Origin of the sequence: Streptomyces sp. YIM 98790, from assembly GCF_011421595.1 — a bacterium.
Classification (GTDB): Bacteria; Actinomycetota; Actinomycetes; order Streptomycetales; family Streptomycetaceae; genus Streptomyces.
In genome coordinates this window covers 1-15,049 of the sequence record NZ_WTLH01000148.1, presented here as the reverse complement: position 1 = coordinate 15,049, position 15,049 = coordinate 1, and the positions used below count along the sequence as shown (strand labels likewise).

Sequence of the window (15,049 nt, the reverse complement as noted above, 5' to 3'; positions counted from 1 at the left end):
GCCGGCCCGCCGATGCCCGGCGCCGGCTCCTGCCCCAGGGCGGTGCGCGCGGCCGGCCGGCGCGGCTCGTGCAGCAGCAGCGCCCGCAGCCGTCCATAGCAGAGCAGATGGGCCAGGGCCACGCCGAGCGTGTTCAGCATCAGCGCGTCCACATTGGCCACCTGGCTGGGCACCGTCGACTTCACCAGCTCAAGGGTGAGCGAGACCATCGCCCCGGTGAACACCGTGCGGGAGAAGGACAGGAAGCGGGAACCGCCCAGGCACCGCCCCAGCGCGGGCACCAGCACCCCCAGCGGCGCCAGCAGCAGCAGCCCTCCGGTGATGACACGCAGCCCGTGCCAGGTGCCCTGCCGCAGATCGGCGCGGAGGGAGGCGAAGGGCTCCAGGTTCGACGGCTCCACCCACATCACGGTGAGCGGACGCAGCATCAGCCAGCCGACGAACAGCAGATACGAGGTGAGCAGCACCAGAGCCGTGCCGCGCACCCGTGGACTGACACCGCTTCCGCCCGGGGATTCCCCGGGAGAAGCCTTCTCAAGACGGTGCACGGAAAGCAGGACGCCACAGGAGTCCGTCCGGTTCCGCCCTCGGGGTGAATTGTGCCGCTTGCGGCCGGCCGCCGGACCCGCGCCGGTACCGGGGCCGCTCAGGGCCGGGTCCCGGTGGCCCGCGGCGGAGTCAGCGGGGTGAATTCGGTGTGCGCGGACTCCGGCCGGTTGCGCATCGATTCCGCGCACGGGTACTTGCCCGGCTCCTGCCCGTGCCGCTCCTCGCCGGGCGGCCCGGCGAGCAGCACGTAGCTCTCGTTCCCCAGCGCCTCGGCGTGCGCAAAGGTGCAGATCACCTGCACCAGGGCGAAGGCCGGCAGGTCCTTGGGGTGCTGGCTGAGCCGGACCAGGTCGTGGGGATCGCCCTCGGCCGGCTGGAGCACCTTCAGCCCGCCGGGGACCGAGGTGGTGAAGCCGGCCGCCCGCTCCTCGTCGGAGAGTTCGCCCTGGAGCGCGGCCAGCAGGGCCGCGGCGATCGTCGACCGGCTGGAGGCCGGCGACTCCTGCCCGCCGAAGGGGAACGGGCGGGTCACATACTCCACGCGGGAGCCGCAGACCAGATAGAGCTCGGTGCCCGCCTCCCCGGCGGGCGCGGCGGGCGCGTCGCAGGTGGAACGGGAGGGCGCCGGCCCGGCGTCCACGGGCACGTCGACCGACTGTATGCCGCAGCCGGCGGACGCTGCGGCCAGGACGGCCAGGAGCGGCAGCCGGGCCGCGGCGCTGCGCAGGGGGCGTCGCATCTCAGCGCTCTCCCTTCGCGCCGCCGGTACCGGCCGGGTCCGCGGCCGGTACGGTGCCGCCGTCGCCGCGTGGGCGGCTCCGNCCTTCGCGCCGCCGGTACCGGCCGGGTCCGCGGCCGGTACGGTGCCGCCGTCGCCGCGTGGGCGGCTCCGCGCGCTGTCCGCGCTGTCCGCGCTGTCCGCGCTGTCCGCGCTGTCCGCGCTGACTCCGGTGTCCGTGATGTCCGTGGTGTCTCCGCTCCGGGCGGTGCCGCCGGTGTCCGCGGCCCCTCCTGCGTCCCCGGCGTCCCCGGCGGCGTCGGCGTCGTCGTGCCGCTCGCGGCCCTCGCCCTGCGGCCGGGGCCGTTCCGCGGCACCGGCCTGCCGCGGCAGCCGCAGCGTGAACACCGCGCCGCCCTCCGCGGCGTTGTGCGCGGTGATCTCCCCGCCGTGCAGATGTGCGTTCTCCAGGGCGATGGACAGCCCCAGGCCGCTGCCCTCCGACCGCGGCCGGGAGGCGCTCGCCTTGTAGAACCGGTCGAAGACGTGCGGCAGCACATCGGCCGGAATGCCCGGACCGTTGTCCGCCACCGCGATCACGATGTCGTCCCGCCCCTCCGAGCGGTCCTCGCCGACCCTGACCCGCACCGGCGAGCCGCCGTGCTTGAGGGCGTTGCCGATCAGATTGGCCAGGATCACGTCCAGCCGCCGCGGGTCCAGCCGGGCCACGATGTCCCGTTCGCCGCTGACCTGCACCGCGTCCAGCCAGGCCCGGTCGTCCAGGCAGGCGGTGATCTGGTCCACGATGTTGACGTCGTCCAGCACCATCCGGGCGGTGCCCGCGTCGAACCGGGTGACCTCCATCAGGTTCTCGACCAGCACATTGAGCCGCTTGGTCTCGCTCACCACCAGCTGCACGGCCGGCGCGATCATCGGGTCCAGCGAATCCACCTCGTCCTCCAGGACATCGGTGACCGCGGTGATCGCCGTCATCGGGGTGCGCAGCTCGTGCGACATGTCGGCCACGAAGCGCCGGCTGGACGCCTCCCGGGCCGCCAGGTCCGCCACCCGCTCCTCCAGCGCCGCCGCCGCCCGGTTGAAGGTCCGGGTCAGCTCGGCGAGTTCGTCCGCGCCGCGCACCTCCAGCCGGGTGGACAGCTCGCCCTCGCCCAGCTGCCGGGCCGCGCTGTTCAGCCGCTGCACCGGGCGCAGCACGGTGGTGGCCGCGGCCTGTGCCAGCACCACCGAGCCCAGCAGGGCCAGCGCGGTCGCTATCCCCAGCGACCAGGCCAGGGAATGGAGATCGTCCTGCTCGGGGGCGAGCGTGGCCATCATGTAGCCGGTGGGGCCGCCGCCCATCACCTGGGCGCCGCCCACCAGATAGGGCTCGCCGTTCATGGAGATCCGCTGCCAGTACAGATGGAACGGCGCGGCCTCGTCGTCGTCCGGCCGGGTCCGCCGGGTGTGCACCGCATCGGTCAGCGAGGCGGGCACCATGTCCAGGGTGAAGGCGCGGGGATCGGACTGGGCCACACAGGTCGAGCCGTCGGCCATGTCCCGCACCAGGACGACCTGGTAGCCCTGGGCGGTGGAGGCCAGTTCCCCGGCCGTGGTGCGCAGCGAGTGGCAGGAGGGGTCGTCCGGCAGCGAACTCGCCCGCTGCTCCAGGGATCTGCGGAAGTCGTTGAGCGCCGCGTTCTGCGACCGGGTGAGCACCGCGTCCCGGGTGAGCCAGTAGGCGATGCCGGACACCGACACCGCCGCGATCAGCGCCACCAGCGCGAAGACCGTCACCAGCCGGAAGCGCAGGCTGGTCAGTCGCAGCGCCCCCTGCTTCCAGCGCCGCAGCCGGCCGTCGTTCCCGGTGGCGCGGCCGGTCACTGCGGAGCGTCCAGCCGGTAGCCCACACCGCGCACGGTGCGGATCAGTTTGGGCGACGAGGGCACGTCCTCGACCTTGGCGCGCAGCCGCTGCACACAGGCGTCCACCAGGCGGGAGTCCCCGAGGTAGTCGTGCTCCCAGACCAGCCGCAGGAGCTGCTGGCGGGACAGCGCCTGGCCGGGCCGGCGGCTCAGCTCCAGCAGCAGCCGCAGCTCGGTCGGGGTGAGCTTCAGCTCCTGTCCGTGCTTGGTGACCGTCATGGCGGCCCGGTCGATCACTATGGCGCCGAAGGCCGCGGAGTCGCTGGTCTCCCGCTCGCCGCGGCGCATCACCGCCCGGACCCGGGCGTCCAGCACCCGGATCTGCACGGGTTTGACCACGTAGTCGTCGGCGCCGGACTCCAGGCCGACCACCACGTCGATGTCGTCGCTGCGCGCGGTCAGCAGAATGATCGGGAGCTGGTCGGTGCGGCGGATGCGCCGGCACACCTCGAAGCCGTCGATCCCGGGCAGCCCGACGTCCAGCACGATGAGGTCCGGCCGCTGCTCGCGCAGCAGGCGCAGACCGTCCTCACCGGACGGCGCGGTGATCACCCGGTGCCCCTGCCGGGTCAGGCCCATCTCCAGGCCCGTGCGCACCGCCTCGTCGTCCTCGATCAGCAACAGGAAAGCCACGCCGGTCATTCTGGCCCATGGCGCGCCCGGAGTTCGAGCGTGCGGCCGGGAATACCGCCCGGGACGCCCGGTTCATGGCGACATGTCGGACGATTTCGCAGGTGGCTGCCGGGTCCGGGCCCGGCGGAACGGACGGGGCGGCCGTCCGGAACCCCTCCGGGCCGCCTGTGACAGCGCTGTGACAGTTGGGGGACCCCGCCATGAAACTGGCCGGGCAGTGTATTTCCCGACGGAACGCAGCGACGACTCCATGACGGGGGAGAGCGATGAGCGCACTGCACAGCAAGCACACCGCAGTCGGCACCACCCGCTCGCGCGCCGCCGCCGTGGCAGGGGTCCGCTGCGACAAGCCGTCCGGTGCGGCGAACAGGCATGGGGGTCGTCGCGGCATCGGACATCAGCGTCCGGCGTACCTGTCGCTCGCCACGGGGGAGGCGGGCAAGGACGCGCCGGACACGCCGGCCGGGGGGCCGGCGGTACGGCGGCGGGGGGCGGGAAACACCGCGTACGGGGAGGCGGCCGGGGGGCACCGGCGCGCCGGGGGAGGCGCAGAGGCGGAGTTCACCGCCTATGTGCAGGAGCGCCGGGCCTCCCTGTACGCAGCCGCCTACCACCTCACCGGTGACCGGTACGAGGCGGAGGACCTGCTGCAGAACGCCCTGCTGTCCACCTACCGGGCCTGGGACCGGATCGCCGACAAGGCGGCGGTGGGCGGGTATCTGCGCCGCACCATGACCAATCTGCACATCAGCGCCTGGCGCAGGCGCAAGCTCAACGAGTATCCGACGGAGGAACTGCCGGAGACGGCGGGGGAGCCGGACAGCATGCGCGGCACCGAGCTGCGCACGGTGCTGTGGCAGGCGCTGGCGCGGCTGCCCGAACAGCAGCGGACCATGCTGGTCCTGCGGTACTACGAGGGACAGACCGATCCGGAGATCGCCGACACGCTCAACATCAGTGTCGGCACCGTGAAAAGCAGTATCTGGCGCACGCTGCGCCGGCTGCGCGAGGACCGGGCGCTCGGCCACGGACGGGACCAGGAGGGGTCCTACGGCGAGCTGGTCGCCTGACAGGCGGGGGCGACAAGGGGGACCGCGCCGGACCCGGCGCGGGGAGGTGAAGCGGGGGAACCCGAGGGAATGGGGACGGGGGAACCAGGAGGGGACCGAGGGGGACACCGGGGAACAACGGGGGACCGGCGCCCGGGCAACCGGGCGCCACGGGGGCCCGAGGGGGGACCCCAGGGGAACCGAAGGGGTCCGGTCGTCAGGGGAGGCGACCGGACCCCTTGACCCATGTCCTGACCACGTGCGGCACGGCACGGCAGGACCGGCCCGGCGGAGCCCACGACGGGCTCAGCGGAGCCGGGGAGCGCCGGCCCCGGCCGCGGTGCGCAGCCGGGCGATGCGGGCCAGCGCCTCGTCGCGGCCGCAGGCGTGGGCCCCCAGCGCCGCATGCCGGGCCACGATGCCGCCCTCCGCGCGCATCAGCAGCCAGCCGCGGCGCAGCAGGAACGGCACGGGTTTGCGCGCCTCGCGGACGTCCCGCAGCAGCCGGCGCCGGAAGGTGGTCAGCGGCCGGTTGCGCAGACAGAGGGTGTCGGCCAGCAGCCCCAGCCGGGCGCAGCGGCGGGCGATCTCGGCGGCGAAGATGCCCTCGGCCACGAACAGCGGGCTGCCCGCCAGGTCCAGGGTGCGCAGCCCGGCGCGGGCACTTGCCGCGATGTCGTAGCGCGGAACGGTGGCGCTGCCCCGCGTGCACAGCCGCTCGATGGCGGCCAGGGCGGCCCCGGCGTCCCAGGAGTCCGGCGAATCCCAGTCCACGGCGCTGCCGTCGGCCAGCAGCGGCAGGGTCGGGTCCCCGGCCTCCTTGTAGAAGTCGTCCAGCGGCAGCACCGGCAGCCCGGTGCGCTCGGCGAGCCGGGACTTGCCCGACCCGGAAGGGCCCGTCAGCAGGATCACCCGGACCCGGGGCCCCGGTCCCGGCAGGTTGTCGGTCTCACTCACCGGCTCGCTCACGGGAGTCCATTCTCGCCGAGTCCGGGCGGAGCGGGCTCCGTGCGGCGGGCCGCGGGGGCGTGGCACGCGCCACACCGGCCCCGGCCCGCCGGTGCGGCTCAGACACCCATGGGGTGCCAGACGGTCTTGGTCTCCAGGAAGACCAGCAGACGGTCGGTGGACTGCTCGGCCGCCCACTCCTCGGCGCGCGGGCGGAACACCCGCTTGAGGTTCTCCGCCGCGGCCCTCTCCAGCTCCCGGGCCAGCTCCGTGTCCTGCCCGGTGCCGGTCAGGTCGATGGCGTTGACGTCCTGGTGCGCGGCCAGCGGCCGGGCCAGCTCGGCGGTGAGGCCGGAGAGCACATTGACCACCCCGCCGGGCAGGTCCGAGGTGGCCAGCACCTCGCCCAGGGAGAGCGCGGGCAGCGGCGCCGGCTCGGCGGCCACCACCACGGCCGTGTTGCCGGTGACGATCACCGGCGCCAGCACGGACACCAGGCCCAGCAGGGACGACTCGGCGGGCGCCAGTACCGCCACCACGCCGGTCGGCTCGGGGGAGGAGACGTTGAAGTACGGCCCGGCGACCGGATTCGCCGCGCCCGCCACCTGGGTCACCTTGTCCGACCAGCCCGCGTACCAGACCCAGCGGTCGGTCGCGGCGTCCACCTGGGCGGCGGCCTGCGCCGGGGAGAGCCCTTCGGCGGCGGCCACCTCGGCGGCGAACTGCTCGCGCCGGCCCTGCAGCATCTCGGCCACCCGGTAGAGGATCTGGCCGCGGTTGTAGGCGGTGGCCCGGGACCAGCCGGGGAACGCCTTGCGGGCGGCGACCACCGCGTCCCGGGCGTCCTTGCGGGACGCCTGCGGCGCGTTGGCCAGCCAGTTGCCCCCGGGATCGGTCACCTGGTACACCCGTCCGCTCTCGGACCGGGGGAACGCGCCCCCGATGAACAGCTTGTACGTCTTGAATACGCTCAGCCGCACGGCCGCAGTCCGCTCCGTCTCCGTTTCCTGTCCCTGCCGCCGCTCCCGCGACGGTTCCTCCGGGGCGGCGCTCCCGCCCGGCCCGCCCGGCGTGCTCCGCGCGCCCTGCAGGCTCGCCTTCTGCGCCTTCTGAGCCTTCTGGGACTTCTGAGTCCTCTGACCCTTCTGCGGCTTCTGTGCTTTCTGGGGTTTATCGGACATCGAGGTACGCCTCCAGACCGTGGCGGCCGCCCTCGCGGCCGAAGCCCGACTCCTTGTAGCCGCCGAAGGGGGAGGTGGGGTCGAACTTGTTGAACGTATTGGCCCAGACCACCCCGGCCCGCAGCCGGTCCGCCAGCCACAGGATCCGCGAGCCCTTCTCCGTCCAGATCCCGGCGGACAGCCCGTAGGGGGTGTTGTCGGCCTTGGCCACCGCCTCGTCGGGGGTGCGGAAGGTCAGCACGGACAGCACCGGCCCGAAGATCTCCTCCTGGGCGATCCGGTGCGCCTGGGACACCCCGGTGAACAGGGTGGGCGCGAACCAGTAGCCGGAGGAGGGCAGCGCGCACGGCACCGACCAGCGCTCGGCGCCCTCCGCCTCGCCCGCCTCGGTGAGCGAGGTGATCCGGGCGAGCTGCTCGGCCGAGTTGATCGCGCCCACATCGGTGTTCTTGTCCAGCGGATCGCCCACCCGCAGCGTGGACAGCCGCCGCTTCAGCGAGGTCAGCAGCTCCTCGTACACCGACTCCTGCACCAGCAGCCGGGAGCCCGCGCAGCACACCTGGCCCTGGTTGAAGAAGATGCCGTTGACGATGCCCTCCACGGCCTGGTCCAGCGGGGCGTCGTCGAAGACGATGTTGGCGCCCTTGCCGCCCAGCTCCAGGGTGAGCCGCTTGCCGGTGCCGGCCACCGTGCGGGCGATCTCCTTGCCCACGGCGGTGGAGCCGGTGAAGGCGATCTTGTCCACGCCCGGGTGGGCCACCAGATGCGCGCCGGTGGTGCCGTCCCCGGTGACGATGTTGACCACACCGGCCGGCAGGCCCGCCTGGCGGCAGATGTCCGCGAAGAACAGCGCGGACAGCGGGGTGGTCTCGGCGGGCTTGAGCACCACGGTGTTGCCGCAGGCCAGCGCCGGGGCCACTTTCCAGGCCAGCATCAGCAGCGGGAAGTTCCACGGGATGACCTGCCCGGCCACGCCCAGCGGGCGGGGCGAGGGGCCGAAACCGGCGTGCGCCAGCTTGTCCGCCCAGCCCGCGTAGTAGAAGAAGTGCGCGGCGACCAGCGGCAGGTCGGTGTCCCGGGTCTCGCGGATCGGCTTGCCGTTGTCCAGCGTCTCCAGCACGGCCAGCTCGCGGGAGCGCTCCTGGACGATGCGGGCGATGCGGAACAGGTACTTGGCGCGCTCCGCGCCGGGCAGCGCGGACCAGGCGGGGAAGGCGTCCCGGGCGGCCCGCACGGCGGCGTCCACGTCCTCGGCGCCGCCGTAGGCCACCTCGCTCAGCGGCTGCTCGCTCGCCGGGTCGAGGGTGGTGAAGGACTTGCCGTCGTGCGCCTCGCGGAACTCGCCGCCGATGTACAGCCCGTAGGAGGGCGCGATCCGTGCCAGGTCCCGGGACTCGGGCGCGGGTGCGTAGGCGAACCCGGGCAGCGGCCCGGACGCCGGTGCGGATGCGGGTACGGCTGTGGATGCGGGTACGGCTTCGGGTGCGGAGGGGGATTCGGTCATCGCGGCTCAGTCCACCGTCACGTAGTCGGGACCGGAGTAGCGCCCGGAGCTGAGCTTCTGGCGCTGCATCAGCAGGTCGTTGAGCAGGCTGGAGGCGCCGAACCGGAACCGGTCGGGGCTCAGCCAGTCGGCGCCCAGGGTTTCGTTCACCAGCACCAGGTAGCGCACGGCGTCCTTGGTGGTACGGATGCCGCCGGCCGGCTTCACGCCCACCCGGGTGCCGGTGGCCGCCCGGAAGTCGCGCACCGCCTCCAGCATCACCAGGGTGTTCGGCAGGGTGGCGTTGACCGCGACCTTGCCGGTGGAGGTCTTGATGAAGTCGGCGCCGGCCAGCATGGCCAGCCAGGAGGCACGGCGGACGTTGTCGTAGGTGGCCAACTCGCCGTTCTCGAAGATCACCTTCAGATGGGCGTCGGGCGCGGAGCCGGGCCGGGCGCACTCCTGCCTGACCGCGCGGATCTCCTCGTAGACCTGGAGATAGCGGCCGGCCAGGAAGGCCCCGCGGTCGATCACCATGTCGATCTCGTCGGCGCCGGCGGCCACCGCGTCCCGGGTGTCGGCCAGCTTCACCGGCAGGGCGGCCCGGCCGGAGGGGAAGGCGGTGGCCACCGAGGCCACCTTGATGCCGGTGCCGGCCACCGCCCGCCGGGCGACCGGGACCATGTCCGGGTAGACGCAGACGGCGGCCACCTGCGGGACGGAGCGGTCGGCGGGGTCGGGGACGCGGCCCTTGGCGCAGAGCGACCGGACCTTGCCGGGGGTGTCGGCGCCCTCCAGCGTGGTCAGGTCGACCATGGAAATGGCCAGGTCGATGGCGTGCGCCTTGGCCGTGGTCTTGACGGAACGGGTGGCCAGGGTCGCGGCACGGGCCTGGAGCCCGACGGCGTCGACCCCGGGCAGGCCGTGCAGGAAGCGGCGCAGCGCGGCATCCGAGGCGGCCACGTCCGCGAATGCGGAGGCTGTCTGTGGCATGGTCACCAGGGGAGCATATCTACGCGCGTAGCCTCATGTCATCCCCCAGCCCCGGCTTTCCCGCTCCCCGGGCCTGCCGGCGTGCGCTGCGGGACCGGGCGCAGAAATCTTCCTCCTCCCGGCAACGCACCGGGAGGAAACGGTGGTCTGGACGGGTGAGGGGGTGCTCGATGCACGCGGATGACGAAGAGGAATTCCAGGTCTTTGTGCGCAGCCGCTGGCCGAAGCTGGTGCGCACGGCCTACCTGCTGACCGGTGACGCGCACCTCGCCGAGGACGTGGCACAGACCGCACTCACCAAGGCGTACCGCTCGTGGTCACGGGTGCAGCGCAGTGACAACCCCGACGCCTATGTGCGCCGGATTCTCGTCACCAGCCACAAGGACCGGTTCCGCAAGCGGCGGGTGGCCGAGCGGCTGACCGACGCGCTGCCCGATACGGCCGACCGCCGTGACCCGCTCTCCGCCAGCGACCAGCGGCAGGAGCTGATGGCGGCGCTGGCCCGGCTGCCCGTCCGGCAGCGCGCGGTGGTGGTGCTGCGCTACTGGGAGGACATCCCGGAGGCGGAGGTGGCCCGCACGCTGGGCTGCTCGGTCGGCACGGTGAAGAGCCAGGCGTCCAGAGCCCTGGCCGCGCTGCGGAGAGTCCTCCGCGACGAACCCCCGGTGTTCGCCGCGTACGGCAGAAGAGGAGAGGGAGAGCAGTGACCGACATCCCGGACGAGAGCGCGGCCGAGGCCAGGCTCCGCGCGATGCTGAGCAGCCGGGCCGAGGAGCTTCCGGCCACCGAGGCGCCCTACGGCGACATCGTCAGGCGGGGCCGGGCGGCGCGGCAGCGCGGCCGGGTGGCCCTCGGGGCCGGGCTGGCCCTGCTGGTCGCCCTGCCCGGCAGCGTCTTCGCCGCCCAGCAGTTCGGCGGGCAGCAGAGTGTGACCCCGGGCGGCGGCCCCGACGGGCCGGCCGGCACGCCGGAGCCCCAGGAGGCCGCCGGCCCCGGCACCTCCGGCACCTCCGGCGAGGGCGGGAGCGAGGACGGTACCGGTACCGGTACCGAGGAGCAGGCAGTCCCCGAAGGCACCGTGCAGCCGCCGTCCGACCCCGCCCGGCAGCTTCTGGACGGCATCACCCTGGAGCAGGCGCAGGCCGATGTGATGGCCTGCATCGACGACCAGTGGGTGAACAACGAGGCCCCCCTGCTGGGCGGCACCCCGGCCCCCGATCCGGACGACCTGCGCATCCTGGTCGCCTGGCAGGGCCACGGCGGGGAGAACCAGGGCCCCGGCCCCATCCGCCGGGTGATGGTGGTCGACACGGACCCGGACCCCACCGCGAACCACAACTTCGTGTGCTCCAAGTGGCCCGATGACGACACGGGGTTCTACGGCTTCTACAACGGCTTCTCCGACCGCGTCGAGCTCAAAAGGATGGAACGCGTCGTCGACGCGAACTCCAGCATCCGTTACGAGACCGCCGAAGGGGGGATCGACGGGGACTGGGAGATGCCCTTCCGCTGGGTGAAGTTCGGTGCCTTCACCGAGGAGGTCGCCGAGGTGACCGTGGAGTACGGCGGCACCGCCCACGAGGTGGTGTACGACGCCGGGTTCTTCCTCGCCTCCGGAGTCCTGGAGGAGACGCCCGGCGCCTACCCGGTGCTCAAGGCGTACGACGCCGAGGGCGGACTGCTCTACGACTCCACGGAGGACCCGTTGGCCTGGAACTGAGCCCGCCCGGCCCGGCCCCCGGCCCGGGGAGGACGCCTGTGTGCAGGAGGCGGCCCTCCCCGGCGCCCGGGACCGGCCGGTGCGGCACAATCGGTGCCATGAGCACCCAGCCCCCCGCCAGCAGCCCGTCCGGCCACGGCGGCGACCAGCCCTACGCCGACCGCGTCTACCGCTCCGGCGGCGCCCTCGCCGGCGGGGTGCTGATGCTGGGGGTCACCGTCTGGCTCGGCGGGGACGCGGTCCTCCGCGGCGACGGCCGGGTCCCGGTGGTCTCCCTGGGCGCCCTGCTGGTGGCCGTCCCGCTGATCGTCGCCATGAGCCTGCGCCCTGCGGTCTTCGCCGGGGAGCGCCGCATCCGGATCCGCAATCCGTTCCGGACCGTGGTCGCCCCCTGGGGCGCCGTGGAGACGGTCCGCGCCCGCTACTCCACCGAGCTGGTGGCGCAGGGCCGGACCTACCAGATGTGGTCCATCCCGGTCTCCCTGCGGGCCCGCTCCAAGGCCCACCGGCACAACCAGCGGCTCGCCTCCGGCGAAGGCCCCCGCCGTGGCCTGTTCGGGGTGAGCACCCCGAGCCCCGACGACTACGAGGAGCGCACCGCCCCGGCGGATGTGGCCGTGCGCGAGCTGCGCGAGCTGGCCGAGCGCCACCGCGAGGAGCCCGGGGCCCAGGGCGAGGTCACCACCCGCTGGTCCTGGGAGACCCTCGCCCCCATGGCCGCCGGCACCGTTCTCCTCATCGTCCTCTGGCTCACCGCCTGAGGCTCACCGCCTGAGGCTCACCGCCCGGCCCCTCCGGGACGGCCGAGCGGCCGGGACGCCGCCGCGCCGCCCGGGCTGCCGCCGCAGCGGGAGCCGGCCGGGGAGTACGGCGTCGCCCCGGTGACCGTGCGGCGCGCCGCACGGCGCAGCGCTGCGGGAACGCGCACAGACCGGCACCGTGCACGGCAGGGGGGCCTGCGTGGCGAGCCCGAGGAGCAGGAGGAGCGGCCGGTTCCCCGCCCGGTGGGCGGAGGGGTCAGAGGCCGGCGGTGCGGGCGAGGTCGCGTTTGAGGCGGTCCAGGACGCCGGTGGCTTCGCTGCGGGCGGCGCTCAGCTCGGCGGCCGAGGCGACCGGCATCCGGACCTCCAGGTAGCACTTCAGCTTGGGCTCGGTGCCGCTCGGCCGCACGATCACCCGGGCGTCGTCCAGGGTCAGGCGCAGGCCGTCGGTCGGGGGCAGGGTGCCGCCCGCCGCGTCGTCGGCGCCGCCGAGGGCCAGGTCCTCGAAGCGGAGCACCGGGCGCCCGGCGAGTTCCGCGGGCGGGCGCTCGCGGAGCCTGCGCATGGCGCCGGCGATCACCGAGAGGTCCTTGACCCGGACCGAGAGCTGGTCGGTGGCGTGCAGGCCGTGCCGGACGGCGAGCTCGTCCAGCAGGTCGGTCAGCGTCCGGCCCTCGGCCTTGAGTTCGCTCGCCAGCTCGGCGACGGCCAGGGCGGCGGTGATGCCGTCCTTGTCGCGTACGCCGCCGGGGTCGACGCAGTAGCCCAGCGCCTCCTCGTAGGCGTAGGCCAGGCCGTCCACCCGGGCCAGCCACTTGAAGCCGGTCAGGGTCTCGCGGTAGGGCTGCCCGGCCGCCGCGGCCATCTTGCCGACCAGGGAGGAGGAGACGATCGAGGCGGCGAACGTGCCGGTGACGCCCTTGCGCAGCAGATGGGCGGCGAGCAGGGCACCGACCTGGTCGCCGTGCAGCATCCGCCAGCCGGAGTCGCGCCGGCCGTCGGGGACGGCGACGGCGCAGCGGTCGGCGTCCGGGTCGTTGGCCAGGATGAGGTCGGGGGAGTCCAGGGCGGCCCGGGCGGCGGTCTCGTAGGCCAGGTCCATGGCCCCCGGCTCCTCGGGGTTGGGGAAGGCCACCGTGGGGAAGTCCGGGTCGGGTGCCGCCTGCGCCTCGACCATGACGGGGGCCGGGAAGCCGGCCCGGGCGAAGGATTCGCGGACGACGGCCGCGCCGACGCCGTGCAGGGGGGTGTAGACGATCCGGGCGGTGCGCGGGGAGCCGGGGGTGAGGACGGCGGAGGTGCGGTCCAGGTAGGCCTCGACGACCTCCTCGCCGAGCGTCTCCCAGCCGGTGTCGAGCAGCGGGATGTCGGCGAGGGGCCCGACGGCGGCGATCTCGGCGGCGATGTCGGCGTCGGCCGGCGGCACGATCTGGCTGCCCTCACCGAGATAGACCTTGTAGCCGTTGTCCTGCGGCGGGTTGTGGCTGGCCGTCACGGCCACCCCGGCGACCGCGCCCAGGTGGCGGATGGCGAAGGCCAGCACCGGGGTGGGCAGCGGGCGCGGCAGCAGCACCGCGCGCAGTCCGGCGCCGACCATCACGGCGGCGGTGTCGCGGGCGAAGTCGGCGCTCTTGTGCCGGGCGTCCCGGCCGATGACCACCAGCCCCGGGGCCCCGTCGTCCGTGGGNAGCACCGGGGTGGGCAGCGGGCGCGGCAGCAGCACCGCGCGCAGTCCGGCGCCGACCATCACGGCGGCGGTGTCGCGGGCGAAGTCGGCGCTCTTGTGCCGGGCGTCCCGGCCGATGACCACCAGCCCCGGGGCCCCGTCGTCCGTGGGCCGCTTGCGGAGATACGCGGCCAGCCCGGCGGCGGCGCGGAGTACCACGGCGCGGTTCATCCGCATGGGACCGGCGCCCAGCTCGCCGCGCAGCCCCGCGGTGCCGAACTGGAGGGTGCCGGAGAAGCGCTCGGCGAGCGCCCCGGCGTCACCGCGGTCGATCAGCCCGGCCAGTTCGGCCCGGGTCTGCGGGTCCGGGTCCTCGGCCAGCCAGGTACGGGCGCGGTGCAGCAGTCCGGCGTCGGGGACCGGGGCGGGGGCGGAGTCAGCGGTCATCGTGAGCAGCCTCTCAGATGCGGCCGAGTACCTGGGACAGAAGTTCCCCCATCCGTGCGGCCGAGTCGCGGCCCGCCTGGAGAACCTCCTCGTGGTTCAGCGGCTCGCCGGTGATGCCGGCGGCGAGATTGGTGACCAGCGAGATGCCCAGCACCTCGGCGCCCGCCTCACGGGCGGCGATGGCCTCCAGCACGGTGGACATGCCGACCAGGTCGCCGCCGATGGCGCGCACCATGTTGATCTCGGCCGGGGTCTCGTAGTGCGGGCCGGTGAACTGCACGTAGACCCCTTCCTCCAGGGTGGGGTCCACCTCCTTGCACAGGGTGCGCAGCCGCCGCGAGTACAGGTCGGTGAGGTCGACGAACCTGGCACCGAGGATGGGGGAGACGCCGGTGAGATTGATGTGGTCGCTGATCAGGACGGGCTGTCCGGGCCGCATGCCGGGCCGCAGGCCGCCGCAGCCATTGGTGAGCACCACGGTCTTGCAGCCGGCGGCCACGGCGGTGCGCACCCCGTGTGCCACGGCCGCCACGCCGCGGCCCTCGTAGTAGTGGGTGCGTCCGAGGAAGACGAGTGCGCGCTTGCTGCCGACGCGGTGGGAGCGGATGCGCCCGGCGTGCCCGGCCACGGCGGGCGGCGGGAAGCCGGGCAGGTCGGTGACCGGGAATTCGTGCTCGGGCGTGCCCAGGGCATCGGCCGCGGGGACCCAGCCGGAGCCCATCACCAGGGCCACGTCATGGCCGGCGGCACCGGTCAGCTCACGCAGGCGCGCGGCGGCCGCCTCGGCCGTCTCCGAGATCTCAGAAGCGTTCACGGGCTGAGCCTAACCGGTTTTTGCCTACGCGCGTAGATGCTCGTTAACCACCGGCCCTGGACAGGCAAGGAACAAGCCAGTGCCTCCGCCGGCGAGCCCGCTCGGCCCCGTCCCGCGGCTGTCCCGCGGGGCGCGGACGCCGGCCCCGGCCGGGGCCGGCGGGGT

General features: G+C 74.0%; 13 protein-coding genes. 4 read left to right on the top strand and 9 right to left on the bottom strand.

Features of this window, described 5'->3' with window-relative positions; translation table 11 throughout:
- From GQS09_RS21145 to GQS09_RS21135, 3 genes are all read right to left on the bottom strand, one after another.
- A partial coding sequence (locus GQS09_RS21145; RefSeq protein ID WP_165988657.1) for a VanZ family protein occupies nucleotides 1-485 on the bottom strand: 485 nt, incomplete at its 3' end.
- Nucleotides 486-646: 161 nt separating this feature from the next.
- Nucleotides 647-3,148 (bottom strand): ATP-binding protein, encoded by a 2,502-nt coding sequence (locus GQS09_RS31035; RefSeq protein ID WP_399552573.1) that lies wholly within the window; start codon nucleotides 3,146-3,148, stop codon nucleotides 647-649.
- Nucleotides 3,145-3,822: a response regulator transcription factor gene (locus tag GQS09_RS21135; protein WP_313896250.1), complete on the bottom strand. Its 678-nt coding sequence runs from the start codon at nucleotides 3,820-3,822 to the stop codon at nucleotides 3,145-3,147. The genes GQS09_RS31035 and GQS09_RS21135 overlap by 4 nt, the downstream gene beginning before the upstream one ends.
- A 266-nt stretch (nucleotides 3,823-4,088) precedes the next feature.
- Between GQS09_RS21135 and GQS09_RS21130 the strand changes: the two genes are divergently transcribed.
- Entirely contained in the window at nucleotides 4,089-4,892 is an 804-nt protein-coding gene (locus GQS09_RS21130; RefSeq protein WP_243761621.1) for a SigE family RNA polymerase sigma factor, read from the top strand.
- A 285-nt stretch (nucleotides 4,893-5,177) separates the two neighbouring features.
- On the opposite strand, the gene GQS09_RS21125 is transcribed toward GQS09_RS21130, so the two are convergent.
- From GQS09_RS21125 to deoC, 4 genes are all read right to left on the bottom strand, one after another.
- Entirely contained in the window at nucleotides 5,178-5,840 is a 663-nt protein-coding gene (locus GQS09_RS21125) for an ATP-binding protein (RefSeq protein WP_313896249.1), read from the bottom strand.
- A 98-nt stretch (nucleotides 5,841-5,938) separates the two neighbouring features.
- Complete coding sequence (locus tag GQS09_RS21120; RefSeq protein ID WP_165988654.1) at nucleotides 5,939-6,799, bottom strand: aldehyde dehydrogenase family protein; 861 nt, start codon at nucleotides 6,797-6,799, stop codon at nucleotides 5,939-5,941.
- A 190-nt stretch (nucleotides 6,800-6,989) separates the two neighbouring features.
- Nucleotides 6,990-8,504: an aldehyde dehydrogenase family protein gene (locus GQS09_RS21115; RefSeq protein ID WP_165988652.1), complete on the bottom strand. Its 1,515-nt coding sequence runs from the start codon at nucleotides 8,502-8,504 to the stop codon at nucleotides 6,990-6,992.
- Nucleotides 8,505-8,510: 6 nt separating this feature from the next.
- A complete protein-coding gene (gene deoC, locus GQS09_RS21110) occupies nucleotides 8,511-9,476 on the bottom strand; it encodes a deoxyribose-phosphate aldolase (RefSeq protein WP_165988650.1) in 966 nt (321 codons plus the stop codon).
- Between the two features lie 170 nt (nucleotides 9,477-9,646).
- On the opposite strand from deoC, the gene GQS09_RS21105 reads away from it, so the two are divergent.
- From GQS09_RS21105 to GQS09_RS21095, 3 genes are all read left to right on the top strand, one after another.
- Nucleotides 9,647-10,183 (top strand): SigE family RNA polymerase sigma factor, encoded by a 537-nt coding sequence (locus GQS09_RS21105; protein ID WP_165988648.1) that lies wholly within the window; start codon nucleotides 9,647-9,649, stop codon nucleotides 10,181-10,183.
- On the top strand, nucleotides 10,180-11,196 hold the full coding sequence (locus GQS09_RS21100) for a hypothetical protein (protein WP_165988646.1): 1,017 nt from the start codon (nucleotides 10,180-10,182) through the stop codon (nucleotides 11,194-11,196). The genes GQS09_RS21105 and GQS09_RS21100 overlap by 4 nt, the downstream gene beginning before the upstream one ends.
- Nucleotides 11,197-11,294: 98 nt before the next feature.
- Nucleotides 11,295-11,957, top strand: coding sequence for a PH domain-containing protein (locus GQS09_RS21095; RefSeq protein ID WP_165988644.1), 663 nt, complete (start codon nucleotides 11,295-11,297; stop codon nucleotides 11,955-11,957).
- 256 nt (nucleotides 11,958-12,213) lie between these two features.
- Here the strand turns inward: GQS09_RS21095 and GQS09_RS21090 are convergent, their stop codons facing one another.
- Both GQS09_RS21090 and GQS09_RS21085 read right to left on the bottom strand, forming a co-directional pair.
- Nucleotides 12,214-14,070 (bottom strand): phospho-sugar mutase, encoded by a 1,857-nt coding sequence (locus GQS09_RS21090; protein WP_165988642.1) that lies wholly within the window; start codon nucleotides 14,068-14,070, stop codon nucleotides 12,214-12,216.
- Between the two features lie 13 nt (nucleotides 14,071-14,083).
- A complete protein-coding gene (locus GQS09_RS21085; RefSeq protein WP_165988639.1) occupies nucleotides 14,084-14,884 on the bottom strand; it encodes a purine-nucleoside phosphorylase in 801 nt (266 codons plus the stop codon).
- Nucleotides 14,885-15,049 lie beyond the last annotated feature (165 nt).

Coding starts and splice junctions, on each gene's coding strand:
- GQS09_RS21105 (WP_165988648.1), top strand. CDS start 9,647: ATGCACGCGGATGACGAAGAGGAATTCCAGGTCTTTGTGCGCAGCCGC.
- deoC (WP_165988650.1), bottom strand. CDS start 9,476: ATGCCACAGACAGCCTCCGCATTCGCGGACGTGGCCGCCTCGGATGCC.
- GQS09_RS21115 (WP_165988652.1), bottom strand. CDS start 8,504: ATGACCGAATCCCCCTCCGCACCCGAAGCCGTACCCGCATCCACAGCC.
- GQS09_RS21130 (WP_243761621.1), top strand. CDS start 4,089: ATGAGCGCACTGCACAGCAAGCACACCGCAGTCGGCACCACCCGCTCG.
- GQS09_RS21095 (WP_165988644.1), top strand. CDS start 11,295: ATGAGCACCCAGCCCCCCGCCAGCAGCCCGTCCGGCCACGGCGGCGAC.